The organism is Actinosynnema sp. NPDC023587 (assembly GCF_040640215.1).
Taxonomy (GTDB): domain Bacteria; phylum Actinomycetota; class Actinomycetes; order Mycobacteriales; family Pseudonocardiaceae; genus Actinosynnema.
The window spans coordinates 117,868-141,505 of sequence record NZ_JBFABG010000007.1 but is presented as its reverse complement, the minus strand read 5'-3'; the positions used below and the strand labels follow the sequence as shown (position 1 = coordinate 141,505).

The following is a 23,638-nucleotide window of genomic DNA, read 5'->3' as shown; positions in this document are numbered from 1 at the left end:
ACGGCCCCAGCGGCACAGCCGGAAGACGGGGGCGGAATGGCCCAAGCCCGTGCGGCACCCGGCCTCCCGCCGCGACCGATATCGGCTCTCGATGCCCGATCTGCCCGACTCGCCCGTTCTCACGTCGCCCGGCGCGGCCCCCGCCCGCCGACCGCTCGGGCCGCGCCGGGTCGCGAGGCCGCCCCGACCCGCGCGCGGCGGTCCGCTCCGGTGTCCGCAGCGCCCGCTCCGGCCCGGTGTCGCGCCTTCGGGGCGGACGCGGCGGCAGTTCGGGGACCACCGGGGCGAGTGGACCTGTCGAACCCGCTTCTGCGGCGTCTACGATGCCGTGGTGCCGAATCTGCGGATAAGCGAGGCCGCCTCCCTGCTCGGGGTCAGCGACGACACCGTGCGGCGGTGGGTCGACCAGGGCAGGCTGCCCGCCGTGCGGCTCGACAGCGGGCGCAAGGGGATCGACGGGCGGGAGCTCGCCGAGTTCGCGCGGCGGTCGGCCGACGCCGCCGAACCCGGCGCGACGATCGCCGCCTCGGCCCGCAACCGGATGAGGGGCATCGTCACGCGGGTGGTGAAGGACGTGGTGATGGCCCAGGTGGAGATGCAGGCCGGCCCGTTCCGGGTGGTGTCCCTGATGAGCCGCGAAGCCGCCGACGAACTCGGCCTGGAGGTCGGCAGCGTCGCGGTCGCCTCCATCAAGTCCACGCACGTCGTCGTCGAGATCCCGGAGGGGTGAGCGCGGTGCGCACCGCGCTCGTCGTCGCCGCCGTCGTCGGCTCCCTGGTCGGGTGCGGCGCACCGGACCCGCCCGCCGGCCCGGACGGTGCCGCCCCGGTCACCGGCACCGTCACGGTGTTCGCCGCCGCGTCGCTCACCGGGACGTTCACCGAACTGGGCGCGGAGTTCGAGGACGCCCACCCCGGCGTGCGGGTCCGGTTCAACTTCGCCGGCAGCTCCGCGCTCGCCCGGCAGATCGACCAGGGCGCGCCGGCCGACGTGTTCGCCGCCGCCGCGCCGGAGGCCGTGGCGCGGGTGGTCGACGCGGGCGGCATCACCGCGACCCCGGTCGTGTTCGCCCGCAACAGGCTCCGGATCGCCGTGCCGGCGGGCAACCCCGGCCGGATCACCGGACTCGCCGACTTCGGCAGGGCCGAGCTCGGGATCGCGCTGTGCGCGGAGCAGGTGCCGTGCGGCGCGGCGGCGAAGAGGGCGTTCGAGGCGGCCGGCGTGACGCCGCGCCCCGACACGCTGGAACAGGACGTCAAGGCGGTGCTCACCAAGGTCCGGCTCGGCGAGGTCGACGCCGCGCTGGTCTACCGGACCGACGTGGCGGCCACCGCCGAGGTGGAGGGGATCTCGTTCCCCGAGGCCGACGAGGCGGTCAACGACTACCCGATCGCCCCGCTGGCGACGGCCCCGAACGCGGCCGGGGCGCGGGCGTTCGTGGCCCACGTGCTGTCCGACCGGGGCCGCGCGGTGCTCGCCGCCGCCGGGTTCGACGGGTCGTGACGCCCCGCCGGGGCCGGGGACGGCTGCCCGCCGCCCTCGTGCTGCCCGCCCTGCTGGGGCTGGTGTTCCTGCTCGTCCCGCCGGCGGGCCTGCTGATCCGCGCGCCGTGGCGGACCCTGCCCGACGCGCTGGTCCGCGCCGAGGTGGGGGAGGCGCTGCGGCTGTCCCTGGTGTGCGCGAGCCTGGCCACCCTGGTCTGCCTGGTGCTCGGCGTCCCGCTGGCGTGGCTGCTGGCCCGCGCCGACCTGCCGGGACGCGGGTTCCTGCGCGCGCTGGTCACCGTGCCGCTGGTGCTGCCCCCGGTGGTCGGCGGCGTGGCGCTGCTGTCGGTGCTGGGCCGGCGCGGGGTGATCGGGCAGTATCTCGACGCGTGGTTCGGGATCTCGCTGCCGTTCACCACCGCCGGGGTCGTGGTGGCGGAGGCGTTCGTCGCGATGCCGTTCCTGGTGATCTCGGTCGAGGGCGCGTTGCGGGCCGCCGACCCCCGGTTCGAGGAGGCGGCGGCGACGCTGGGCGCGTCCCGGTGGTTCGCGTTCCGGCGGGTGACGCTGCCGTCGATCACGCCGGGCGTGGTGGCGGGCGCGGTGCTGTGCTGGGCGCGGGCGCTCGGCGAGTTCGGGGCCACCATCACCTTCGCGGGCAACTTCCCGGGCGAGACCACCACCATGCCGCTGGCCGTCTACCTCGCCCTGGAGACCGAACCGGAGGCCGCCGTCGTGCTCAGCATCGTCCTGCTGGTGGTGTCGGTGGGCGTGCTGGCGGGTCTGCGCGACCGGTGGATCAGGGGCGCGACGTGACCGTGCACGCGGACCTGCGGGTCACCCGCGACCGGTTCCGGCTGGAGCTGCCGCTGACCGTCGCGCCCGGCGAGGTGGTGGCCCTGCTCGGGCCCAACGGGGCGGGCAAGACGACGGCGCTGCGCGCGCTGGCCGGTCTGCTGCCGCTCACCGGCGGGCACGTGCGGCTCGACGCCGAGCCGTGGGACGTGCCGCCGGAGGTGTTCGTGCCCGCCGAGCGCCGCCCCGTCGGCGTGGTGTTCCAGGACTACCTGCTGTTCGGTCACCTGACCGCGCTGGAGAACGTGGCGTTCGGGCTGCGCGCCCGTGGCACGCCCCGGGCCGACGCGCGGGCCCGTGCCCACGAGTGGCTCGACCGCGTCGGCCTCGCCGGCCTCGCCCGGAGCAAGCCGCGCGCGCTGTCCGGCGGCCAGGCGCAGCGCGTCGCGCTGGCCCGCGCCCTCGTCACCGACCCGCGCCTGCTGCTGCTGGACGAACCGCTGGCCGCCCTGGACGCGAGCACCCGGCTGACCGTGCGCGCCGGGCTCGGCCGGCACCTGGCCGACTTCCCCGGCCACACCCTGCTGGTCACCCACGACCCGCTGGACGCGATGGTGCTGGCCGACCGCCTGGTCGTCGTGGAGGACGGCCGGGCCGTGCAGGAGGGGACGCCCGCCGAGGTGGCCCGCCGCCCGCGCACCGCCTACGTGGCCGACCTGGTCGGCCTCAACCTGTACCGGGGACGGGCTGCGGGCACCGCCGTGACGCTGGCCGACGGGAGCACCCTCACCATCGCGGAACCGGCCTCCGGGGCGGTGCACGTGGCGTTCCCGCCCAGCGCGGTCAGCCTGCACCCCGAGCCGCCGGGGGGCAGCCCGCGCAACACCTGGCGGGTGATCGTCACCGGCGTCGAGCAGCACGCCCACACCACCCGCGTCCGGCTGGACGGCGCGCCGCCGGTGCTGGCCGACATCACCACAGCGACGCTGGCCGACCTGCGGGTGCACCCCGGCGACGCGCTGTGGGCGGCGCTCAAGGCCACCGAGATCCGGACGTACCCCGCATGAGCACGGCACTGGTCGTGGCGCACGGCACCGACGGTCCCGACCGGCACGTGCGGGCGATGGCGGAGGCCGTGCGCCGTCCGGGGTGGACGGTCGTCACGCCGGACTTCCGCCCGGCCGGCGTGGTCCGCCCGGACGGGCAGGAGGACCTGGCCGGCCGGCGGTTCGCCGAGGAGCTCGGCCCGGTCGCGATGGCGCGGGCGCTGGCCGCGCACGCGGCGGAACTGCGCGCGGCGCACGAACGCGTGGTCTGCCTGGGACTCGGCGTCGGCGCGACGGCCGCGTGGCTGGCCTCCGACGCGTTCGACTCGATCGTGTGCGTGCACGGCGCGCGGATTCGCGACCACACCGGGCACCTGCCGCGCATCCCGTGCCTGGCGATCTTCGCCGAGCGCCGGTCGGGCTTCGACGTCCGCGCGGTGGCCGGGCGGATCACCGGGCCCACCGTGGCGGTGGACGTGGTCGACGCGGGGCCCGGGTTCTGCGACGAGGACGGCCCCCGGCACGACCCGGAGCACCGCGCGGCGACGGTGGCGGCGGCCCGCCGGTTCCTCCACTCCGATTGATCACCACCGACCGCGCCGCCGGTCGGACCTGCCCTCTGCGCCACCTCGGCCGGTACTCCGACCCGGGGAGGCACCGCTCGGACCGGATCGGCCGGGCCGGCACACCGGGGACATTCCCGACACCACCCGATGGTGGTATCAGCACTCCTGAGTGAGTGGTGAATTCGCAGGTTCCGGGTGTTCGACCGGGGTTCGAGGGAGTCGCACCCCGGATTCCGCCGTCCAATCCGTTCATGATCATTGTGCTAGCGTTCGGGAAGTACGGACAAAACGGCCGCCGACTATTCGGAAAGGCACGCGGTGTGAAACGTCTTCTCCCCCTGCTCGGCGCTGCCACGGCTCTCGTGGCCGCCGCCGGCGTAGCTTCCGCGCACACCCCTGACGGCCACGGCCACGGGCACGGGCACGGCGGCAACGCGGTGACGGTCGGGCGGTTCGCCCCGCCCGACAAGGCCACCAACGCCTTCACCTACGACTCCGCGCTCATCGAGCCGGGTTCGAAGGTGATGGTCGTGGCCACGCCGACGCGGCGTTCGACCAAGGTGCAGCTCAGCGTGTGGGGCCTGATCCCCAACCGCACGTACGGCTCGCACGCCCACCAGAAGCCCTGCGGCCTCTTGCCGGCCGACTCGGGCGCGCACCACCAGCACGAAGTCGACCCGGCCCAGCCGTCGGTCGACCCCGAGTACGCCAACCCGAAGAACGAGATCTGGCTCGACTTCACCACGGACTCGCGCGGTCGGGCCGTGGTGACGTCCGTCGTGCCGTGGCGGTTCGACGACCGGCGGGCCGGCTCGGTCGTGATCCACGCCGAGAAGACCGCCACCGAACCCGGCAAGGCGGGCACGGCGGGGCCGCGCCTGGGCTGCGCGACCGTCAAGTTCTGACCTCGCGGACGGGCGGGGCAGCCGGCCCCGCCCGTCATGCCGACATGACGCCGACCGCAGGACGCCGACCAGTCGTGAAGAATTCTCTCATTCACGGTATTCGCGCTCTCGTGGAACCAATTGCCGCGTCGAGTGCGCGGTCCTCTTCCGCGAGCCGGCCACCTGGTCCGGGTCAGCACGGCGGCCCGCCCCGGGGACCGCACGTAAGCTGGTGTTATGCGCACACGCCCGACGCTGAGCTGGACCGCCACGGGTGCGCCGCTCCCGCGCACCGGCAGCCTGGACGAGGTGGTGCGCGCCGTCTCCGCGCGCGGCGTGCTCGTGCTGAGCGGTGCGGGCCTGTCCACCGAGTCGGGCATCCCGGACTACCGGGGCGTCGCGGGCAGCCTGCGCCGGCACACCCCGATGACCTTCGACGAGTTCACCGGCGGCGAGGCCGGCCGCCGCCGCTACTGGGCGCGCAGCCACCTCGGGTGGCGCACGATCGCCCGCGCCGACCCGAACGCGGGCCACCGCGCGGTGGCGGCGCTGCGCACCGCCGGCCTCGTGTCCGGCGTGATCACCCAGAACGTGGACGGCCTGCACCACGCGGCGGGCACGGCGGACGCCGTGGAGCTGCACGGCAACCTCGACCGGGTGGTGTGCCTGGACTGCCGCCGGTCGAGCCCGCGCGAGGAGCTGGACCGGCGGTTGCGCGCGGCGAACCCGGACTTCACCGCCGACGTCGCGCGGATCAACCCGGACGGCGACGCGGACCTGGCGGACGAGGACGTGCGCGGCTTCCGGGTGGTGCCCTGCGCGGACTGCGCGGGCGTGCTCAAGCCGGACGTGGTCTTCTTCGGGGAGAACGTGCCTCGCACCCGGGTCGACCAGTGCGCGCGGATGGTGGACGAAGCCCGGTCGGTGCTGGTCCTGGGCTCCTCGCTGACGGTCATGTCGGGGCTGCGGTTCGTCCGGCGGGCGGCCGGCGCGGGCAAGCCGGTGGTGATCGTGAACCAGGGCGAGACCAGGGGCGACCAGCACGCCACCGCACGGGTCGACCTGCCGCTCGGCCGGGCGCTGACCGAGGTGTGCGGCATCCTGCGGGTGGACGTCCGACCCTGACGTCGCCCCGCACGGTTCGGTCCACTGTGGACTGTCGTCGACGGCACCGTGCGCCGGTCGCGGGACCGGAGATCACGGCGGAGCGATTTCACCCTGATGTCGCAGCGTGTCGTTGTGCGGTAAAGGGTATCCAGCTCGCACAACCGGAACGGCCTCGTGGCGAAGAGCCGTTCCGCCTCTCCGGCGAGGAGGACGTCATGGCGCACGTACGAGACCTGGTCGACGTCCGCAGCGGTGACGAGTTCGACCAGCCCGTTCCGTTCGGCCTGGTGTACCCGTTGCGCGCGGCGGACGGTTCCGAACCGCCCAGCCAGCGCGGACGCACGTGGGAGCACCTCGCCGCGTCCGGGCGCGAACTGCGCCCGGCGAGCTAGCTCACCGCGCGCGCACCAGCGGCAGGTAGATCTCGTCCACGATCTCGACCAGCACGGCGTCCGGCACGTTCGGCACCCCGCTGGTGAGGAACTCGTTGCGCAGCAAGGCGACCGCGACCGTGGCGACCCTGGGGTGCAGCGCTTCCGGACGTGCCTCGCCGCGAGCCACCGCGCGACCCAGCACGGTCAGCCAGAGCGCGCTGCCCGCGTCGCTCACCTCGTCCCGCATCTGCGCGAGCAGCTCGGGCACGCCGATCCCGGCCAGCAGACCGCGCAGGATCGCGCCCTGCGGCGAGGACCAGTGCCGGTTCGCGCGGCGCAGCAGTTCCAGGACGTCGGCGCGGAGGTCTCCGGTGTCGGGCAGGTCGGCCGCCGCCGTGACCAGGTAGCGGTACGCGGCGACGCCGAGCGCGGCGCGGTTGGGCCAGCGGCGGTAGATGGCGTTCTTGTTGGTGCCGGCCCGTTTCGCGACCCGGTCCATGGTCAGGCCCTCGTAGCCGGACTCGGCCAACTCCTCGGCGGCGGCGCTCAGGATCGCCCGCTCCAGCTCCGCCCCACGTCGCCGGGTCTCCGTCACGCGCTCACCTCCTGGTACGCGGCGTACCTTAACACCGGGCCTCAGAGCTGTGCTAACTTCCCGGTTAGGGTACATCGAGTACCGTAAATGTGAGGGGTCGACATGCGCGGCAGAGGTATCGGGTACGACACCGGGTTCATCAACGACCTCGGCGTCAGCACGCACGAGCGGTGGAATCCGGAAGCCGTGGCGCGCGATCTGCGGTCCATCCGCGACGACCTGGGCTGCACGGCGGTCCGGCTGACCGGCGGCGACCCGGAGCGGCTGGAAACCGCCGGCCGGCTCGCCGCCGAACTCGGGCTGGAGGTGTGGCTCTCCCCCTTCACCTGCGAGCTCACCACCGGGGAGCTGACGGCCGTCCTGGCCGACTGCGCGCACCGCGCCGAGCGCCTGCGGCTGGCCGGGGCGCGCGTGGTCGTGGTGACCGGGGCCGAGTTGAGCTTGTTCACCCGGGGTTTCCTGCCCGGCGACGGTGGTCTGGAGCGCACGGCCGCGTTGCTGAACGGCACGCGCGACCAAACCGCCGCGTTGCTGGCGGACGTGCCCCGGCGGATCAACGAGTTCCTGGCCGAGGCGGTGCGCGTGGTGCGCGAGCGGTTCGGCGGGCCGGTGACCTACGCGGCCATCCCGTTCGAAGGGGTGGACTGGACGCCGTTCGACATCGTGTCGGTCGACGCCTACCGGTCCGTCGAGATCGCCGACCACTACGAGGACTCGATCCGCGCGCTCGTGGCGCAGGGGAAGCCCGTCGCGATCACGGAGTTCGGCGCGGCCACCTACCGGGGCGCGGCGGACCTGGGCGCGCGCGGGATGCTGGTCGTCGAGTACGAGGGCGGTCGGCCGTCGGGCCTGGCCGGCGGCCTCGTGCGCGACGAGGCGGGGCAGGCCGGGTACGTGCGGGAGTTGTTGCGGGTCTTCGAGAAGACCGGCGTCGACACCGCGTTCGTCAACACCTACGCGAGCTTCCACCTGCCGCACGGCGGTGACCCGGATCTCGACCTGGCGAGCTTCGGCGTCGTCCGGCTGCACCCGGACGGGACGCGCGAACCGAAGGAGGCGTTCGCGGTGATCGCCGAGCACTACGCGACACGACGTTGACGGCGAGCGGTGACCGCACCCGCTGCCGGTCCGCGCCCCGGACGAAGTGGGTGAAGGCGCTGTGGGGACCGGGTTGTCCCGCTCGCCCGGTGCACCCGGTCACCGGGGCGATCGGGGGGTGGAGCTTCGTGAAGACCTGGCGGACTGGACCGACTGGGACTTCGCGGCGTACGGGCTGGGCCTGGCGCTGGGGATCTTCCCGCCGACCGGGGAGTTCCACCGGGTCAAGCACCTCTTCTGGTCGGACAACGCGCTGGGCGTGGCGCTGCATGACGTGCTGATGCGGTTGGTCGATGCCGGCGTGCTGGAACGCCGGGACGAGCCCGACATCCAGTTCCGGTGGCGCGCCGACTCGGCCCGCGTCCGCGCTCCGGACTCGCTTCCGGGCTCGCTTCCGGGGAACCCGGCTCAGGGCACGTAGGTGCGGACCGCGTCCAGGTACTCGGAGATGGCGTCCCGGTTCCGGGTCAGGAACCGGACCCGTTCGGTCATCCGGTCGCGCTCCCGCTCCAAGGTCGCGAGCATCTCCGGGGTGGCGTCCGGGAAGTGGATCGCGCGGGGCTTGTCCAGGCAGGGCAGGATCTGCTTGATGATGCGGGTCGGCAGCCCGGCGTCGAGCAGCCCGCGGATCTGGACCACCCGGTCCACCAGGTTCGCGTCGTAGTCGCGGTAGCCGTTGGCGGAACGGGTGGACACGACCAGCCCGCGTTCCTCGTAGTAGCGCAGCAGCCGGCGGGACGTGCCGGTCCGCTCGGCCAATTCCCCGATGCGCATGTGCTCCACCTCACGGTCGCGGGAGTGGACCTTCACACCTGTGTGAGGGTTCGAGCATACGGGCATGTCGAACCGCACTGCCGCTCCTCCCCGGCTCCCGCTGCGCGCCCTGCTGCCGCTCGCCCTGGCCGCGTTCGTCACCGTCCTGACCGAAGCGCTGCCGGCCGGCGTGCTGCCCGCGATGAGCGCCGGTCTCGGCGTGGGCGAGTCCGCCACCGGGCAGCTCGTCACCGTCTACGCCGTCGGCACGGCCGTGTCGGCGATCCCGCTCGTCACGGCCACCGCCGCGTGGCGGCGCAAACGCCTGCTGCTCACGTCGATGGCGGGCTTCGCGGTGGCCAACACGATCACCGCCGTGTCCGCCGCCTACCCGCTGACCCTCGTGGCCCGGTTCGTCGCCGGCATCGCGGCGGGCGTGGTGTGGGCGCTGCTGGCGGGCTACGCGCGCCGCCTGGTGCCCGCGCACCTGGCCGGCCGGGCCGTCGCGGTCGTGATGGCCGGCCTGCCGGTCGCGCTGTCGACGGGCATCCCGGCGGGCACGTTCCTCGGTCACCTGGCCGGGTGGCGGGCGGCGTTCTGGGCGGTGACCGCGCTGGCCGTGCTCCTGGTCGCGGCGATCGTGGTGTTCGTGCCCGATCAGCCCGGCGCGCCCGCCGGACGGCTGGAGCCCCGCGCCGCGCTGCGCCGTCCCGGGGTGCCGGCGGTGCTGGTCACGACGCTGGTGTTCGTGCTGGCGCAGACCGTCTTCTACACCTACGTGGCCACGTACCTCGGGGAGGTCGGCCTCGGCGATTCCGTCGACGTCGTGCTGCTGGTCTACGGCGTCGCGTCCCTCGTCGGCATCTGGTACGTCGGCGCGCACGTCGACCGCCGGCTGCGGGGGCTCACCGTCGCGGGGACCGTCCTGGTCGCCGTCGCGGCGGCGGCGCTGGCCGTGCCCACCGACAGCCACGTCCTGGTCTACGCCGCGATCACGTTGTGGGGCCTGGGGTGGGGTGGTATCCCGGCCCTGCTCCAGACGGCCGTCGCGGACGCGGCCGGCGACGAGGCGGACAGCGCGCAGGCCATGCTGGTGACCCTGTGGAACGTGGCGATGGCCGGCGGCGGTGCCCTCGGCGGGCTGCTGCTCGACGCGGCGGGGGCCAGGTCGTTCCCGTGGGCCATGCTCGTGCTGCTGGTGCCGGTGCTCGCCGTGGTGCTGACCAGCCGGGGCTTCCCCAGGCCGGTCAGGTGATCGGCTTGCCCGCGCCCGCCAGCAGGGGGTTGCCCCGCACCACGCGCACCGCGTATCCCAATAACGCCAGGAACGCCGCCGCGCCGCCGTAGACCAGCACCGGCCACGGCATGGGCAGCCCGCCGGTCACACCGAGCGCGACCGACAACGCCGTGGTGCCCAACCCGGTGCCGCACAACAACCCCGTGGACAGGTGGTAGGCGGGCCGCGAGTGCAGGTTCACCCGCCACCGGTTGCGGCCCCGGACCCAGCTCTCCCAGTGCAGCACGTCGCCCGGGGGCAGGTCGGACCCGGTCCCGGCGGGCGCGGGGGAGCGCAGCAGGGCGTTGACCTTCTTCTCCAGCTCCCACAGGAACCAGCGGGTCCGGCCCAGTCGCTTCACCTCGCCGTACCAGACGAACCACACGAACATCAGCAACGCCGGGGCCAGGGCCAGAATCCCGGTGCGCAGCGGCACGTTCGCCCAGGTCGCCAGGACCCCGGTGTAGATGACCGCGATCGCGGCCAGCCCGTAGTTCATCACCGTCTGCTGGGTGGCGACGGCCGCGACCAGCTCGGCGCGGATCGCGGTGTACTCGGTCAGCAGGAAGGCGAGCCGTGCCTGGCCCGGATCGCCGAGTGGCTCCGGGGTCCGACGGGACTTCCAGAACGTCATCGCACGGACGGTACCGATCCCGCCCCGGCGGCGGGCGGGATCGGCGTCATCCGGTTCAGCAGGCCGCCGCCACCGGTCCGTCCGAGCCGGTGTCCACGAAGCCGTCGCTGATCCACTTGCCGTCGTCGAGCCGGTTCCACAGGTCCGTCCGGCCCCAGACACCGTCGACGGCCTCGCCGCGGCTGGTGCACGCGATGGACACCACCGCGCCGTCCGCGACCGTGCCCACGGCGGAGTGGGTCAGGCCGGGGCCGGAACGCAGGTTCACCGTGCTGTTCGCCCCCGCGTCGACCGTGCCGGTGGGCAGCGTCGTGCCGCCACCGCCGTAGTTCGTGACCCGACCGCCGACGGACACGCGCGTGCTGCCGCGCTGCGCGTAACCGCCGTACGCCTGCGAGCCCTCGTAGAACGTCCAGCCGCCGATGGTCATCCCGTTGACGCTGATGTGGGAGTTGCCGCGCAGCAACGAGAAGTGCACGTGCGCACCGGTGCTGGAGCCGCCGCACGGCAGTTCGTTGCCGATGTTGCCGAGGTAGGTGCCCGTGCGCACGGCGCTGCCGTCGGCGAGCGTCGTCAGGTTGTACATGTGGTAGTAGGTGGTGCTGTAACCGTTGTCGTGCACGACCTTCACCAGCGCGCTGCGGCCCACGACGCAACTCTTGTAGACGCGCCCGTTGCCGGCCGACAGGACCCGGCCGTCACCGCCGTTGAAGTCGATCGAGCTGAACGGCCGGCTGGTGCCGCTGTTGCCGTGCGGACCGCCGCCCATCCACCACGCCACGTTCACCGGCCACGGCAGGCCCAGGCCGGTGGGCGCGAGCGCTTGCGCACGGCTGTTCTGGTTCGCCGCGAACGTCCGCTTCTCGCCGTCGCCGAGCACGGCGGACGGTGCCTGCGCGGCGAGGGCGGCGAACCCGGCGGTGCCGTCGAGCTCGACCCGCCACGCGGACCGCTCCTTGCGGGCCAGGAACAACGCCATGTGCGGCGCGCCGTGCTCCTGGCCGTAGGCCATCGGGATGGTGGTGCTGCCGAACACCCACGCACCGGACGTGCGGGTCGGCTCGAACAGCGGTTCGCGCAACGTCTGCGTGTCCCACTGCCGCTTCAGCGCCTCGCCGTGTTGCTGGAGCATGGTGGCGCGGACGGTCGTGGCGAGGTCGGGCCCGGGTGCGGCGGCCGTGGCGGACGGCGCGACCAGCACGACGACACCGGCCGCGAGCGCGGAGAACAGCGCGGCGAACCGCCGCGCGGACAACGGACGGGACATGTGCCCTCCAGGGGGAAATCGGCACAGGGCAGGGATTCCGGCGGCTCTCGCAGGGGCCGCCGCGCCGATGACATACCGGGGGCCGGACGTGGTCAAGGTCGTCCGCGCCGGGTGACCCACGACTGTGGAGCCGGGCTGCAAAACTGTGGAGGGATACCCACCTTCGTCGGTCATATCGGGCGTTGTCCGGCTTCTAAACTGTTTTCTTCCACAGTGGAGGGGGTGCGCGGTGGCCGTTCCGCCCGATGCCGGGCTGGAGGTCGAGGTGCTGTTGCGCACCGGCCCGTTCCACGCCGCCCTCCGGGCCGCCGTCGAGCGCAGCGGCCTCACGCTGGAACGCCTGCGCGACCGGTTGGACCGGCGCGGCATCCACGTCAGCCTGTCCACGCTGAGTTACTGGCGGCTCGGCCGCAGCCGCCCCGAACGCGCGGACTCGCTGCGCGCCGTGCAGGCCATCGAGACCATCCTCGGCCTGCCCCGGCACTCGCTGGAGGCGCTGCTCGGCCCACCGCGCCCGCGTGGCCGGTGGGTGTCCCGCCCACAGCCGCCCCGGCACTACGGGCGGATGCTGGAGCCCGCCCAGTCGTTGGCGGAAACCGTGGCGGCGCTGGTCGGGCCGTCCGACGGCGACCTGCGCCTGTGGTCGCAGGACGACGCGGCCACGGTGGACGCGGACGGGGTGATCCGCTCGGTCCACACCAGGCAGGTGTTGCGCGCGGTCGCCGGCCACCCCGACCGCTACCTGGCGGTGTACTGCGCGGACCCCGGCACGCCACCGGGTGCGCTGGACGTGGAGGCGAGGGGGAACTGCCGACTGGGGCGCGTGCGGCGGCACCCCGGCGCGCCGGTGATCGCGGCAGAGCTGCTGTTCGACCACGCCCTGCGGGCGGGCCGGACGCACCTGCTGGAGTACCGCTTCACCATCGGGGACAAGGGCGCACAGGCCCGCGATTACCGCCGTGCGTTCCGCTATCCCGTGGGCACGTACGTGCTGAGCGTGCAGTTCACCGAACCGCTCCTGCCGGTCCGCTGCTACGCGCTTGCCCAACCCGGCGTGGACGCGGCGCTCGTGCACGACGACGAATTGGCGCTCACTCCGGGCCGGGTGCTGCACGTGCTGGCGAAAGACGTGCAGCCGGGCGTGGTCGGCATCGGCTGGGACTGGTCGTGAGGAAGCCTTCAAGACCCGGGGCCCGCTCGACCGGCTGGACGGCCCGGAGGGGTCGGAGGGGTCGGTAACCCGGCCGCCCCGCCCGGCGGGCACCACCCCGAGGAGGCGGGAACGTGCCCCGCCGGGGGCGGCGGTGACCCCGGGTCGTACTACCTCGGTCTGATACCCGTTCACACCTCGGGCGGACCGCCCGCATCCGTTGGACCGATGTGCCGGACCGCCCCGACGCGGTCAACTTGTCACATCGCGGCCACGTGACGGGGAGCAGATGACCGGACCGCACGACCTCGCACCGATCGCGGAGCACCGCGACGAGTACGGGAAGGTGTTCGAGGGGTGGTGACGGGCGTGGGTGGACGTGCGCCGGGCGGGTTCGCCCGGTGGACCCGGCTGGAACGGGTGGCGGCCGGGGCGGTGCGGTTGGCCGCCGTGGCCCGCCTGGCCGCCGGGCTCGGCTCGTTCGCCCGCCGCGCGCCGGTCACCGCGATCGCCCTGGCGGTGCTGTGGGCGGTCGGCGCGGCCACGGGCAGCCTGTGGTCCGGACCGTCCGACGACCTGGTGGAGCACATCGGGTTCGGGGCGACCTCCCCGCTGTGGACCTCCCTCACGGCGGCGCTGTGGTGCGCGAACCTCGCCTGCTACCTGGCGACCACCGCGTTGCTGCTGGTGTTCGGACCCGCCGCCGAACGCGAGTTCGGGTCGCCGCGCGCGGCCGGGCTCCTCGTGTCGACCCACGTGGTCGGTGTGCTCGCCGGCAGCGGCCTGGTGCGGGTCGGCGCGGCGGCCGGCTGGAGCTGGCTGGACTACCTGGGCTACGACCTCGCGGTCGGCCCGTCGCCCGGCGTCGTCGGCCTGGCGCTCGCGCTGAGCTTCCGGCTGCCGCCGCTGTGGCGTCGGCGGGTGCGGCTGCTGCTCGTGCTCGCGTCGCTGGTGCTGGCCCTGTACTCGGGGTACCTCCAGGACGTGTTGCGGCTGTGCGGCGGGATCACCGGCCTGGTGTTCGGCGCGCTCGCCGTGCGCGGACGTCCCGCGCCCGCGCCGCCGTCGCGGGAAGAGACCCGGTTGCTGGTCGCGCTGGTGATCGCCGCGTCGGCGTTGGGACCCGTGGTGGTGCTGCTGTCGCCGTACTCCAACGGGCCGTTGTCGTGGTTCGCGGACGTGCTCGCCGTGCCGCAGCCCGACGCGGAGACGCTGGCGTCCTACTGCGCCGAACCCGACCTGGTCGACCTGTGCCACACGCTGTCCACGCAGGCCGTGTACGACAGGCTGCCCGCGTTGCTCATGTCCGTGATGCCCGCGTTGCTGCTGCTCGCGCTCGCCGAGGGACTGCGGCGCGGCCGGCGGTTCGCGTGGTGGGCCGCACTCGTGGTGAACGTGGCGATGACCGGGCTGATCGGGTGGTACCTGTGGGAAGCCGTGCTGCTCACGGGCACCACCGTGACGCCGAGCGTGCTGGTGGAGTACTGCATCCCGTTCCTGCTGCCGCTGGGGATCGTGGTCGTGCTGCTGCTGACCCGACCGCACTTCCCGTTGGCCACGCCCGTGCGGCGGTTCTGGAAGATCACCGGCGGCGGGCTCGCCGGGCTCAGCGCCGCCTACCTGCTCGGCGGGTGGCTGGCGCGCGAGCAGTTCACGCCGCGCCCCGACTTCCTCGACCTGCTCGCCGACCTGCCCGCGCGGTTCCTGCCGCCGGGCTACCTCGGGCTGGTGTCCACGCCGTTCCGGCCGGAGGACTTCCTCGCCGCCGTGCTGTTCGAGTACACCGGCGCGGTGTTCTGGCTGATCGTGCTCGGTGCCCTGCTCCGGGCCTCGTGGAACGCGCGCCGCGTGGAGGACGCGGACGCCGCCGCGCGTGCGCGGGAGTTGATGGTGGCGCACGGCGGGACGTCGCTGTCCTACATGACCACGTGGCGCGGCAACCGGTACTGGTTCACCCCTGACGGGCGCGCGGTCGTCGCGTACCGCGTGGTCGCCACGATCGCCCTCACGGTCGGTGACCCCATCGGACCGCCGGACGCGTGCCGTGAAGCCGTGCGCGGGTTCGCGACGTTCTGCGCGCACGAGGGCTGGACGCCGTGCCTGTACAGCATCAGCGAGGAGCTGCGCGACGAAGTCGCCCCGTTGGGCTGGCACGCCGTGCAGGTCGCCGAGGACACCGTCATCCCGTTGCCCGAACTCAGGTTCACCGGCAAGAAGTGGCAGGACGTGCGCACGGCGCTGAACAAGGCGGCGAAGCAGGGCGTGACCGCCGAGTGGGTGCGCTACGCCGACGCGCCGCCCGCGCTGACCGACCAGATCCGGTCCATCTCGGCCGAGTGGGTGGCCGACAAGGGGCTGCCGGAGATGGGTTTCACGCTGGGCGGGCTGGAGGAGCTGTCCGGCGACGGCGTGCGGTGCCTGATCGCGGTCGACGCCGACCGGACTGTGCACGGGGTGACGAGCTGGCTGCCGGTGTACGTGGACGGGCGGGTCGTGGGCTGGACGCTGGACTTCATGCGGCGGCGGACCACCGCGTTCACCGGCTCCATGGAGTTCCTGATCGCGTCGGCGGCCATGGCGTTGAAGGAGGAGGGCGCGGGGTTCCTCAGCCTGTCCGGCGCGCCCCTGGCCCGCCTGGACCGGGGCGTGCGGGCGTGCGGGGTGCAGCGGGTGCTGGACTTCGCCGGGCAGGTGCTGGAACCGGTCTACGGCTTCCGGTCGCTGTTCGCGTTCAAGGCGAAGTTCCAGCCGGTCTACCGGCCGATGTTCATGGCCTACCCGGACCCGGCCGCCCTGCCCCGGATCGCGAACGCGGTGGGCCGCGCCTACCTGCCCGGGATGAACATCCGCCAGGGCGTCCGGCTGGCCCGGATGCTCGCCGCCCGCCGGTCCACCGCCCGTCCCTGACCCGCCGGCCGGGGGACTCAGCCCGCCAAGTCCTCCTCGATCGCCGTGCACGCGGCCAGCAGGGGCGGCAGCATCTCGTGCCGCAGGCGCTCCACCGTCGTCCGGCTGGCGTGGGTGGACACGTTCACCGCCGCCACCACCCGCCCCGCCCGGTCCCGCACCGGGGCGGCGATCGAGCGGAGGCCCTCCTCCAGCTCCTGGTCGACCAGCGCCCACCCCCGGTCGCGCACCTGCTCCAGCTCGGTCCGCAGCCGGTCCGGCGAGGTGGTGGTGTGCGAGGTGAACGCCGCCAACCGCACACCGCCCAGGTACGCCGTCAACTCGCCCGCCGGCAGCCCGGCCAGCAGCACGTGCCCCATGGACGTGGCGTAGGCCGGGAACCGGGTGCCGACGGTGATCGACACCGCCATGATCCGGGACACCGCGAACCTGGCCACGTAGACCACGTCCGCGCCGTCCAGCACCGAGGCCGAGGTGGACTCCCGCACCGCCGCCGACAGCCGTTCCAGGTGGGGCCGCGCCACCTCCGGCAACGCCGCACCGGACAGGAACGCGTACCCGAGGTCCAGCACCCGGGCCGTCAGCGAGAAGAGCTTGCCGTGCGCCCGCACGTACCCCAGGTCGACCAACGTCAGCAGGAACCGCCGCGCACCGGCCCGGGTCAGGCCGGTCCGCTTGGCGACCTCCGTCAGCGTCAGCGCGGGGCTGTCGGCGGTGAACGCGCGGATCACCGCCAAGCCGCGTTCCAGCGACTGCACGTAGTGCGCCCCGCGCTCCGGCGCTGTCCCCTGCTCGGTCATGGTGGCGTCCACCCTATCCGCCGGTCCGTCCCCACCCCGCCCGCGACGACCGCCGCTACGCCTCCAGCACGACCGCCAACCCCTGCCCCACGCCGATGCACAGCGCGGCCAGGCCCCAGCCGCCGCCGCGCCGCCTCAGCTCGTGCGCCAGTTGCAGCACCACCCGCGCGCCGGACGCGCCCAGCGGGTGGCCGATGGCGATGGCACCGCCGTTGACGTTGACGATCTCCGGGTCCAGTTCCGGCCAGTCCGTCAGGCACGCCAGCGACTGCGCGGCGAACGCCTCGTTCAGCTCGACCGCCGCCAGGTCGCCCCACCCGATCCCGGCCCGCCGCAACGCGATCTCCGCCGCCTGCACCGGTCCGAGCCCGAACGCCCGGGGGTCGACGCCCGCCGCGCCCCGGCCGGCGATGCGGGCCAGCGGGGTGCGGCCCAGGTCGCCGGCCGCCCGCGTCGAGCCGAGCAGCAGGGCCGCCGCGCCGTCGTTGAGCGGCGAGGCGTTGCCCGCGGTGACCGTCCCGTCCGGGCGGAACGCCGGCTTGAGCCCGCCGAGCTTCTCCAGGCTCGTGTCCGCCCGGATGCCCTCGTCGCGCACCGACTCCACGCCGGGCAGGGGCACGACGTGGTTGTCGTAGAAGCCGTTGTCCCACGCCCGCGCGGCGAGCCGGTGGCTGCGCAGGGCGAACTCGTCCTGCCGCTCGCGCGGGACGCCGTACCGCTCGGCGAGCTGCTCGGTGGCCTCGCCGAGCGACGCGGTCCACTGCCCCGGCATGTCGGGGTTGATCATCCGCCACCCGATCGTGGTGGAGTGCAGCGTCTCGTGCCCCGTCGGGAAACCCCTGCCGGGCTTGAGCAGCACCCACGGGGCGCGGCTCATCGACTCCACGCCGCCCGCCACGACGAGGGAGGCGTCACCGACCGCGATGGTCCGCGACGCCTGCATGACGGCGTCCATCCCGGAGCCGCACAGGCGGTTGACCGTGGTGCCCGGCACGGACGTGGGCCAGCCCGCGAGCAGCGTCGCCATCCGGGCCACGTTGCGGTTGTCCTCGCCCGCCTGGTTGGCGTCGCCGAGCACCACCTCGCCCACGGTCGCCGGGTCGATCCCGGTGCGCTCGCCGAGGGTCCGCACGACGTGCGCGGCGAGGTTGTCCGGGCGCACGCCGGAGAGCGCGCCGCCGTAGCGGCCGAACGGGGTGCGGACGCCGTCGAGCACGAACACGTCGGTCACTTCGAAGCCTCCTTGAGCGCCCGCAGCGCGGTCAGCTCCTGGTCGGTGGGCGGGGGAGTGCGGCCCAGGTCGGGCGCGACCGCCAGGTCCCACCCGGTCGCGGCGCGGACGTCGTCCACCGCCACGCCCTCGTGCACGTCGGTGAGCACCAGCTCCGAGGTCTCCGGGTCGGGGCGGAACACGCCGAGGTCGGTGATCACCAGGGTCGGGCCCGCGCCGCGCAGGCCCAGGCGTTCGCGGTCGCCCTTGCCCCGGCCGTGCCCGAACGAGGTGACGAAGTCCACCCGCTCCACGAACGACCGGCTGCTCTGCCGCACCACGACGTACACCTCCCGGCACGACGCCGCGATCTCCGGCGCGCCGCCCGCGCCGGGCAGCCGCACCTTCGGGTGGTGGTAGTCGCCGCCGATGACGGTGGTGTTGATGTTGCCGAACCGGTCGAGCTGGGCCGCGCCCAGGAAGCCCACGTCGATCCGGCCGGGCTGCAACCAGTAGTTGAAGACCTCCGGGACGCTGATCACCGCGTCGGCGGTCTCGGCGAGCACGCCGTCGCCGATGGACGCGGGCAGCCGGTCCGGTTTGGAGCCGAGCGCACCGGACTCGTAGATCAGCACCAGGTCGGGCGCGTGCGTGCGCCGGGCCAGGTTGGCGGCGGTGGAGGGCAGGCCGATGCCGACGAACACCCGCTGCCGCCCGGACAGCGCGCGGGCGGCGGCGACCGCCATCATCTCGTCCGAGGTGTGGCTCGTGACCGCGTCCGACGTGGTGCTCATGCCGCCTCCCTGATCTGTTCCAGCCACCGGCCGAACTCGTCGCGGTCCCGGCTGATCGGGTCCCACGCCGCGTAGTAGGCGTTGTCCCGCTCGGAGTACCCCTGCGCGTAGGAGGGGTGCGCGCCGCCGGGCACCACCGCGACCCGGGTGACCGCCCAGGACGGCAGCACGATCGCCCCCGGCACGGGGGTGAGCTCGTCCACGACCTCTTCGACGGTCACGAGGCTCCGCCGCGCCGCCAGCACCGCTTCCTTCTGCACCCCGAGCAGGCCCCAGAGCTGCACGTTGCCGTTCCGGTCTGCGCGCTGGGCGTGCACGACCGTGACGTCCGGGTTCAACGCGGGCACGGCGGTCAGCTCCTCCCCGGTGAACGGGCAGGTGATGGACTTGATGCTGGTGGTAACGGCCGGCAGGTCGGTGCCGACGTACCCGCGCAGCACCGCGAACGGCAGGCCGGACGCGCCGGCGACGTACCGGTTGGCCATGCCGGCGTGGCTGTGCTCCTCGATCTCCAGCGGCACCGGCCACGAGTTCTGGACCGCGTCCCGGAACCGGTGCAGTGACCCGACCCCGGGGTTGCCGCCCCACGAGAACACCAGCTTGCGCGCGCAGCCCGCGCCGATGAGCTGGTCGTAGACGATGTCGGGGGTCATCCGCACCAGGGTCAGCTCGCGCCGTCCCTGCCGGATGATCTCCTGCCCCGCCGCCGTGGGGATCAGGTGGGTGAAGCCCTCCAGGGCCACCACGTCCCCGTCGGCGACGAGCTCGCCGATCGCGTCCGCCAACGTTCCGATCTCCGCCACGGGCACCCTCACGTGTTCGTATGCCGAACAAAAGTTCTCCATACGAACATACGAGGGCAGGCCGGGTCGGTCAACCCCACGGGCCCGGGTGGGGCCGGTGGTGGTCCTCACCTGTCGGTGGACCTGGGGCGCGCCGCTGGTCCACGGGCTCCCAGCCACGGACTGCCGGCCACGGGCTCCCGACCGTGGGCTCCCGACTGTGGGCGTCCGCGACCGGCGCGGGAGGGCCGGCGCGACGTGGAAGTCACACCGGTCCGCCGCGCGCGGGCCGTCGAACGCCCCTGATCGGGACCCCGGGAGACGCCCGGACGCGCTACGAGCGCTTGAGCCGGCGCTTGAGCTCGGCGACCAGCTCCTCATCGCTCAACTCGGCCGGGTTGGGCCGGGTGTGCCGCAACTGCGCCTCCTCAGGGGTCAGCAGCTCGGCGGCGACCAGCACCTCCAGCGGGCTCACCTCGAACAGCTTCGCGATGGCCCGCGAGGTCTCGATGCTGATCGACTTGCCGCGCCGCCAGTCGGTGAACCGGCTGCGGTGCACGCCGGTGGCGCGCGCCAGATCACCCGTGTGCAGGCCACGGTTCTCCAGGTTGGTCTCGATGTAGGTCCACAGGGGCGACGGCGGGAGGTTCTGCTCTGCGCTCACACCGACATACTAGTTGCGCGTACGCAACGCTCAACCGTTGCGTACGCACGTCCCCCTCTTCGGTGACGTAAGACGCCCACGGCGGCGGTGGAAGACTGTCCGCGTGGTTACCGAATCCCCGCACACCCCGCGCGGCACGTTTCCGCTGACACCAACGCCGATCCACGTGTCCGACGACGTGTTGGCCGACCTGAGGACACGGCTCGAACTGACCCGGTGGCCCGACGACGTGGGCAACGAAGATTCGTACTACGGGGTGAACCGGGAATACCTGCGCGAGCTGGTCGACTACTGGCTCACCGAGTACGACTGGCGCGCCGCCGAGACCGCGATCAACGCCTACGAGCACTACCAGGTGACCGTGGACGGCGTGCCCGTGCACTTCATGCGCAAGCCCGGCGTGGGACCCGCGCCGGTTCCGCTGATCCTCACGCACGGCTGGCCGTGGACGTTCTGGCACTGGGCGAAGGTGGTGGACCCGCTCGCCGACCCCGGTGCGCACGGCGGCGACCCGGCCGAGGCGTTCGACGTGATCGTGCCCTCGCTCCCGGGTTTCGGGTTCTCCACGCCGCTGCCGGACCACCCGGACATGAACTTCTGGAAGATCGCGGACGTCTGGCACCGGCTGATGACCGACACCCTCGGCCACGCCCGCTACGCCGCCGCCGGCTGCGACGTCGGTGCGCTGATCACCGGCCAGCTCGGGCACAAGTACGCCGACTCGCTGCACGCGATCCACATCGGGTCCGGCCTGGCGCTGACCCTGTTCACCGGGGAGCGCGCGTGGGACCTGACCGGCGGGCGGCCCATCCCGGACGGCCTGTCCCCGGAGGCCCGGGAGCGGCTGATCACGCTGGAGCGCCGTTTCGCCGGGCACCTCGCGGCGCACGTGCTCGCGCCCAGCACGCTCGCCTTCGGGCTGTCGGACTCGCCGGCGGGCATGCTGGCGTGGATTCTCGAACGGTGGATCACCTGGAGCGACAACGGCGGTGACGTGGAGTCGGTCTTCTCGAAGGACGACCTGCTCACCCACGCGATGATCTACTGGGTGAACAGCGCGATCGCCACGTCGATCCGGACCTACGCCAACAACAACCGGTACCCGTGGCAGCCGTCGCACGACCGGCGGCCGGTGGTCGAAGCGCCGACCGGCATCACGTTCGTGGCCTACGAGAACCCGCCCGGTGTCACCACCGACCAGCGGGTGCGGAGCTTCCTCGACGGTGAACGGGCCGGTTGGTACAACCACGTCAACCTCACCGTGCACGAGCGCGGCGGCCACTTCATCCCGTGGGAGATCCCGGACCTGTGGGTGGACGACCTGCGCCGAACCTTTCGCGACCGCCGCTGACCGGCGTGGCCTCCGGCCCCCGACACCATCATCCCACCGACCACCGACAATCCGAGTTTCACGCGGTCGCCGCACCCTGCCCGGCCGCCGGAGGACCCTGTCCGGCCGATGGAGGACCCCTGCCCGGCCGCTGGAGGACGTCGGCTCGATCGGTGGGCGGGAGATCCCGCCGGGCAGGGTGCCCCCGTGGCAGTCGGGCGCGTGGTCAGGACTTCAGGAAGCGCCGCAAGCCGGTGAGCAGGCGGTCGACTTCGGCGTCCGTCGAGTACGGGGCCAGCCCGACCCGGAGACCGCCGGCGTCGCCCAGGCCCAGCCACCGCGAGGCTTCGAGCGCGTAGAACGAGCTCGCCGGCGCGTTCACGTCCAGTTCGGCCAGGTACCGGTACGCCTCGACCGGGTCGCGGTCGGCGAACGTCGCCAGCAACGTCGGGGTCCGCGAGCCCGCCCTCGACCACACGGTCACGCCCGGCAGTTCCCGCAACCCCGCCTCCACCACGCCCCGCAGTCGGTCTTCGTGCCCTCCCACGGCGTCCCACGACGCCACGAGCCGCGTCCGCCGGTCGCCCCCGCCCGGTGCGATCCCGGCGATGAAGTCGACGGCCGCCGTGGTGCCCGCGAGCAACTCGTAGGGCAGCGTGCCGAGCTCGAAGCGCTCCGGCACCGCTGCGGAGGACGGCAGCAGCTTGTCCGGGTCCAGCGTGGCCAGCAGGTCGGGATCGGCCGCCAGGACGCCGCAGTGCGGCCCGAAGAACTTGTACGGCGAGCACGCGAAGAAGTCCGCGCCGAACGCCGTCACGTCGACCGCGTGGTGCGCGGTCAGGTGCACGCCGTCGACGAAGAACAGCGCGCCGCGCTCGTGCACCGCACGGGCGATCTCGGCCAGCGGCGGCCGGGTGCCGATCAGGTTGGACGCCCCGGTCACCGCCACCAGCCGGGTGCGCGGGGACAGCACGGCGGCCACGTCGTCGGGCGTCAGCTCCCCGGTCGCCCGGTCGAACCCGGCCCACCGCACCTCCGCGCCCACCTGCGCCGCGACCTGCACCCACGGGCGGATGTTGGCGTCGTGGTCCAGCCTGCTCACCACGACCTCGTCGCCCGGCCGCCACGTCTTGGCCAGCGTGCGGGCGAACTCGTAGGTCAACTGGGTCGCGCTGCGCCCGAACACGATCCCGGCCGGGTCGGCGGCCAGCAGGTCGGCCATCGCCCGCCGCGCGCCGACCACCACGTCGTCGGCGACGCGCTCGGCGGCGGTGACCGTGCCCCGGTTGGAGATCGAGGACGTCATCACGTCCCGCACGGCGTCCGCGACCACGGCGGGCACCTGGGACCCGCCCGGTCCGTCGAAGTGCGCGGTTCCGGACGACAGGGACGGGAAACAGGCGCGGACGGCCTCGACGTCGTAGGTCATGCACCCACTCTGACACCCCGCTCCGGCTCGCGGCACGGTCCGGTGGTGGGGGAGGGGGCGCAGGGAGGGGGGCACGGGTCGGGGGTGTCGCCCCGCTCCGGTCGCCGGGGTGGGAGTGGCGAAGCGGCGGCACCACTCCGGAGCCGGGGTCCTCGCCGGCGCTCGACCAGGTCGGCGCGGCGGCTTCGGCTCCACTGTCGCACCACGGGTGCGGCGGGTCGCAGAGTCGGAAGTCCCTGGTGGACGGGTCTCCGAGGGCGGACTCCGGGCCGGGGCGGCGCGTCTCCACACCTCCTGTGCATACCCCTACCCCGCATAGGTGTGTGTATGCTCACCCGCGTTGACATCCGGATACCCCATGGGGGTATAAAGGAGTGGTCGAGAGGAGCGGGACATGCGGGGCTACAGCGCCGGCAAGGACGACTACCTGGCCCGGCTGCGCCGGGTGGAGGGGCAGGTCCGCGGGTTGCAGCGGATGGTCGAGAACGACGAGTACTGCATCGACGTGCTCACCCAGATCGCCGCCGCGACCAAGGCGCTCCAGGCGGTCTCGCTCGGACTGCTCGACCAGCACCTCGGGCACTGCGTGGCCGACGCGCTCGCGCGGGGCGGCGACGGTGCGGAGGAGAAGGTCCGCGAGGCCAGCGAAGCGATTGCCCGCCTGGTCCGCTCCTGAACGGTCCGGTCACCCAC

Annotated in this window: 25 protein-coding genes; 15 read left to right on the top strand and 10 right to left on the bottom strand. The window is 73.6% G+C overall.

Features of this window, described 5'->3' with window-relative positions:
- The first annotated feature begins 331 nt into the window (after positions 1–331).
- The 8 genes from AB0G01_RS20390 (at position 332) to AB0G01_RS20355 (ending at position 6,274) form a co-directional block, all read left to right on the top strand.
- Positions 332–730 carry an excisionase family DNA-binding protein gene (locus AB0G01_RS20390; RefSeq protein WP_360947662.1) on the top strand — a complete coding sequence of 133 codons (399 nt, stop codon included), beginning with the start codon at positions 332–334 and terminating at the stop codon, positions 728–730.
- 5 nt (positions 731–735) lie between these two features.
- Positions 736–1,503, top strand: coding sequence for a molybdate ABC transporter substrate-binding protein (gene modA, locus AB0G01_RS20385; protein ID WP_360947660.1), 768 nt, complete (start codon positions 736–738; stop codon positions 1,501–1,503).
- Positions 1,500–2,300, top strand: coding sequence for a molybdate ABC transporter permease subunit (modB, locus tag AB0G01_RS20380; RefSeq protein ID WP_360947658.1), 801 nt, complete (start codon positions 1,500–1,502; stop codon positions 2,298–2,300). The genes modA and modB overlap by 4 nt, the downstream gene beginning before the upstream one ends.
- Positions 2,297–3,346 carry an ABC transporter ATP-binding protein gene (locus tag AB0G01_RS20375; protein ID WP_360947651.1) on the top strand — a complete coding sequence of 350 codons (1,050 nt, stop codon included), beginning with the start codon at positions 2,297–2,299 and terminating at the stop codon, positions 3,344–3,346. The genes modB and AB0G01_RS20375 overlap by 4 nt, the downstream gene beginning before the upstream one ends.
- Positions 3,343–3,909: a hypothetical protein gene (locus AB0G01_RS20370; protein ID WP_360947643.1), complete on the top strand. Its 567-nt coding sequence runs from the start codon at positions 3,343–3,345 to the stop codon at positions 3,907–3,909. The genes AB0G01_RS20375 and AB0G01_RS20370 overlap by 4 nt, the downstream gene beginning before the upstream one ends.
- A gap of 302 nt (positions 3,910–4,211) precedes the next feature.
- A complete protein-coding gene (locus tag AB0G01_RS20365) occupies positions 4,212–4,796 on the top strand; it encodes a superoxide dismutase (protein ID WP_360947641.1) in 585 nt (194 codons plus the stop codon).
- A 216-nt stretch (positions 4,797–5,012) separates the two neighbouring features.
- Positions 5,013–5,900: an NAD-dependent protein deacetylase gene (locus AB0G01_RS20360; RefSeq protein WP_360947639.1), complete on the top strand. Its 888-nt coding sequence runs from the start codon at positions 5,013–5,015 to the stop codon at positions 5,898–5,900.
- A 197-nt stretch (positions 5,901–6,097) separates the two neighbouring features.
- Positions 6,098–6,274, top strand: a complete 177-nt coding sequence (locus AB0G01_RS20355) for a hypothetical protein (RefSeq protein WP_360947637.1) — start codon at positions 6,098–6,100, stop codon at positions 6,272–6,274.
- 1 nt (position 6,275) lies between these two features.
- On the opposite strand, the gene AB0G01_RS20350 is transcribed toward AB0G01_RS20355, so the two are convergent.
- The gene (locus AB0G01_RS20350) at positions 6,276–6,851 is read right to left on the bottom strand and encodes a TetR/AcrR family transcriptional regulator (protein ID WP_360947635.1); all 576 of its coding nucleotides are present in this window, start codon (positions 6,849–6,851) and stop codon (positions 6,276–6,278) included.
- Between the two features lie 102 nt (positions 6,852–6,953).
- On the opposite strand from AB0G01_RS20350, the gene AB0G01_RS20345 reads away from it, so the two are divergent.
- Complete coding sequence (locus tag AB0G01_RS20345; protein ID WP_360947633.1) at positions 6,954–7,949, top strand: hypothetical protein; 996 nt, start codon at positions 6,954–6,956, stop codon at positions 7,947–7,949.
- A 118-nt stretch (positions 7,950–8,067) separates the two neighbouring features.
- On the top strand, positions 8,068–8,370 hold the full coding sequence (locus AB0G01_RS20340) for a hypothetical protein (protein WP_360947631.1): 303 nt from the start codon (positions 8,068–8,070) through the stop codon (positions 8,368–8,370).
- On the opposite strand, the gene AB0G01_RS20335 is transcribed toward AB0G01_RS20340, so the two are convergent.
- On the bottom strand, positions 8,358–8,723 hold the full coding sequence (locus AB0G01_RS20335; RefSeq protein WP_360947629.1) for a MerR family transcriptional regulator: 366 nt from the start codon (positions 8,721–8,723) through the stop codon (positions 8,358–8,360). The two genes, AB0G01_RS20340 and AB0G01_RS20335, sit on opposite strands and share 13 nt — an antisense overlap.
- Before the next feature lie 64 nt (positions 8,724–8,787).
- Here AB0G01_RS20335 and AB0G01_RS20330 point away from each other — a divergent pair, with 64 nt between their 5' ends.
- Complete coding sequence (locus tag AB0G01_RS20330; protein ID WP_360947627.1) at positions 8,788–9,957, top strand: MFS transporter; 1,170 nt, start codon at positions 8,788–8,790, stop codon at positions 9,955–9,957.
- Here the strand turns inward: AB0G01_RS20330 and AB0G01_RS20325 are convergent.
- Both AB0G01_RS20325 and AB0G01_RS20320 read right to left on the bottom strand, forming a co-directional pair.
- The gene (locus AB0G01_RS20325) at positions 9,950–10,612 is read right to left on the bottom strand and encodes a hypothetical protein (RefSeq protein ID WP_360947625.1); all 663 of its coding nucleotides are present in this window, start codon (positions 10,610–10,612) and stop codon (positions 9,950–9,952) included. The genes AB0G01_RS20330 and AB0G01_RS20325 overlap by 8 nt on opposite strands.
- Positions 10,613–10,667: 55 nt before the next feature.
- Positions 10,668–11,879 carry a peptidoglycan DD-metalloendopeptidase family protein gene (locus AB0G01_RS20320; protein ID WP_360947623.1) on the bottom strand — a complete coding sequence of 404 codons (1,212 nt, stop codon included), beginning with the start codon at positions 11,877–11,879 and terminating at the stop codon, positions 10,668–10,670.
- A 229-nt stretch (positions 11,880–12,108) separates the two neighbouring features.
- Between AB0G01_RS20320 and AB0G01_RS20315 the strand changes: the two genes are divergently transcribed.
- Together AB0G01_RS20315 and AB0G01_RS20310 are read left to right on the top strand one after the other, a co-directional pair.
- Positions 12,109–13,050 carry a hypothetical protein gene (locus AB0G01_RS20315; RefSeq protein WP_360947621.1) on the top strand — a complete coding sequence of 314 codons (942 nt, stop codon included), beginning with the start codon at positions 12,109–12,111 and terminating at the stop codon, positions 13,048–13,050.
- Positions 13,051–13,398: 348 nt separating this feature from the next.
- Positions 13,399–15,936, top strand: coding sequence for a DUF2156 domain-containing protein (locus AB0G01_RS20310; protein WP_360947619.1), 2,538 nt, complete (start codon positions 13,399–13,401; stop codon positions 15,934–15,936).
- Between the two features lie 17 nt (positions 15,937–15,953).
- On the opposite strand, the gene AB0G01_RS20305 is transcribed toward AB0G01_RS20310, so the two are convergent.
- From AB0G01_RS20305 to AB0G01_RS20285, 5 genes are all read right to left on the bottom strand, one after another.
- Positions 15,954–16,736, bottom strand: coding sequence for an IclR family transcriptional regulator C-terminal domain-containing protein (locus AB0G01_RS20305; protein ID WP_360947617.1), 783 nt, complete (start codon positions 16,734–16,736; stop codon positions 15,954–15,956).
- 55 nt (positions 16,737–16,791) lie between these two features.
- Entirely contained in the window at positions 16,792–17,967 is a 1,176-nt protein-coding gene (locus AB0G01_RS20300) for a thiolase family protein (RefSeq protein ID WP_360947616.1), read from the bottom strand.
- A complete protein-coding gene (locus AB0G01_RS20295; protein WP_360947614.1) occupies positions 17,964–18,740 on the bottom strand; it encodes a CoA-transferase subunit beta in 777 nt (258 codons plus the stop codon). Before AB0G01_RS20295 ends, AB0G01_RS20300 begins: the two co-directional genes overlap by 4 nt.
- On the bottom strand, positions 18,737–19,543 hold the full coding sequence (locus AB0G01_RS20290) for a CoA-transferase (protein WP_360947612.1): 807 nt from the start codon (positions 19,541–19,543) through the stop codon (positions 18,737–18,739). The genes AB0G01_RS20295 and AB0G01_RS20290 overlap by 4 nt, the downstream gene beginning before the upstream one ends.
- A 313-nt stretch (positions 19,544–19,856) precedes the next feature.
- Positions 19,857–20,186, bottom strand: coding sequence for a helix-turn-helix transcriptional regulator (locus AB0G01_RS20285; RefSeq protein WP_360947610.1), 330 nt, complete (start codon positions 20,184–20,186; stop codon positions 19,857–19,859).
- Positions 20,187–20,289: 103 nt separating this feature from the next.
- Between AB0G01_RS20285 and AB0G01_RS20280 the strand changes: the two genes are divergently transcribed.
- Positions 20,290–21,537: an epoxide hydrolase gene (locus AB0G01_RS20280; RefSeq protein ID WP_360947608.1), complete on the top strand. Its 1,248-nt coding sequence runs from the start codon at positions 20,290–20,292 to the stop codon at positions 21,535–21,537.
- Between the two features lie 205 nt (positions 21,538–21,742).
- Here AB0G01_RS20280 and AB0G01_RS20275 read toward each other — a convergent pair whose 3' ends face one another.
- Complete coding sequence (locus tag AB0G01_RS20275) at positions 21,743–22,945, bottom strand: cysteine desulfurase-like protein (RefSeq protein ID WP_360947606.1); 1,203 nt, start codon at positions 22,943–22,945, stop codon at positions 21,743–21,745.
- A 394-nt stretch (positions 22,946–23,339) separates the two neighbouring features.
- On the opposite strand from AB0G01_RS20275, the gene AB0G01_RS20270 reads away from it, so the two are divergent.
- Positions 23,340–23,621 (top strand): metal-sensitive transcriptional regulator, encoded by a 282-nt coding sequence (locus AB0G01_RS20270; protein WP_360947604.1) that lies wholly within the window; start codon positions 23,340–23,342, stop codon positions 23,619–23,621.
- Positions 23,622–23,638 lie beyond the last annotated feature (17 nt).

Excerpts from the sequence above, each read along its gene's own strand:
- AB0G01_RS20325 (WP_360947625.1), bottom strand. The coding sequence starts at position 10,612 with ATGACGTTCTGGAAGTCCCGTCGGACCCCGGAGCCACTCGGCGATCCG.
- AB0G01_RS20295 (WP_360947614.1), bottom strand. The coding sequence starts at position 18,740 with ATGAGCACCACGTCGGACGCGGTCACGAGCCACACCTCGGACGAGATG.
- AB0G01_RS20305 (WP_360947617.1), bottom strand. The coding sequence starts at position 16,736 with ATGACCGAGCAGGGGACAGCGCCGGAGCGCGGGGCGCACTACGTGCAG.
- AB0G01_RS20360 (WP_360947639.1), top strand. The coding sequence starts at position 5,013 with ATGCGCACACGCCCGACGCTGAGCTGGACCGCCACGGGTGCGCCGCTC.
- AB0G01_RS20355 (WP_360947637.1), top strand. The coding sequence starts at position 6,098 with ATGGCGCACGTACGAGACCTGGTCGACGTCCGCAGCGGTGACGAGTTC.
- AB0G01_RS20330 (WP_360947627.1), top strand. The coding sequence starts at position 8,788 with ATGTCGAACCGCACTGCCGCTCCTCCCCGGCTCCCGCTGCGCGCCCTG.
- AB0G01_RS20370 (WP_360947643.1), top strand. The coding sequence starts at position 3,343 with ATGAGCACGGCACTGGTCGTGGCGCACGGCACCGACGGTCCCGACCGG.
- AB0G01_RS20275 (WP_360947606.1), bottom strand. The coding sequence starts at position 22,945 with ATGACCTACGACGTCGAGGCCGTCCGCGCCTGTTTCCCGTCCCTGTCG.
- AB0G01_RS20320 (WP_360947623.1), bottom strand. The coding sequence starts at position 11,879 with ATGTCCCGTCCGTTGTCCGCGCGGCGGTTCGCCGCGCTGTTCTCCGCG.
- AB0G01_RS20270 (WP_360947604.1), top strand. The coding sequence starts at position 23,340 with ATGCGGGGCTACAGCGCCGGCAAGGACGACTACCTGGCCCGGCTGCGC.
- AB0G01_RS20335 (WP_360947629.1), bottom strand. The coding sequence starts at position 8,723 with ATGCGCATCGGGGAATTGGCCGAGCGGACCGGCACGTCCCGCCGGCTG.
- AB0G01_RS20345 (WP_360947633.1), top strand. The coding sequence starts at position 6,954 with ATGCGCGGCAGAGGTATCGGGTACGACACCGGGTTCATCAACGACCTC.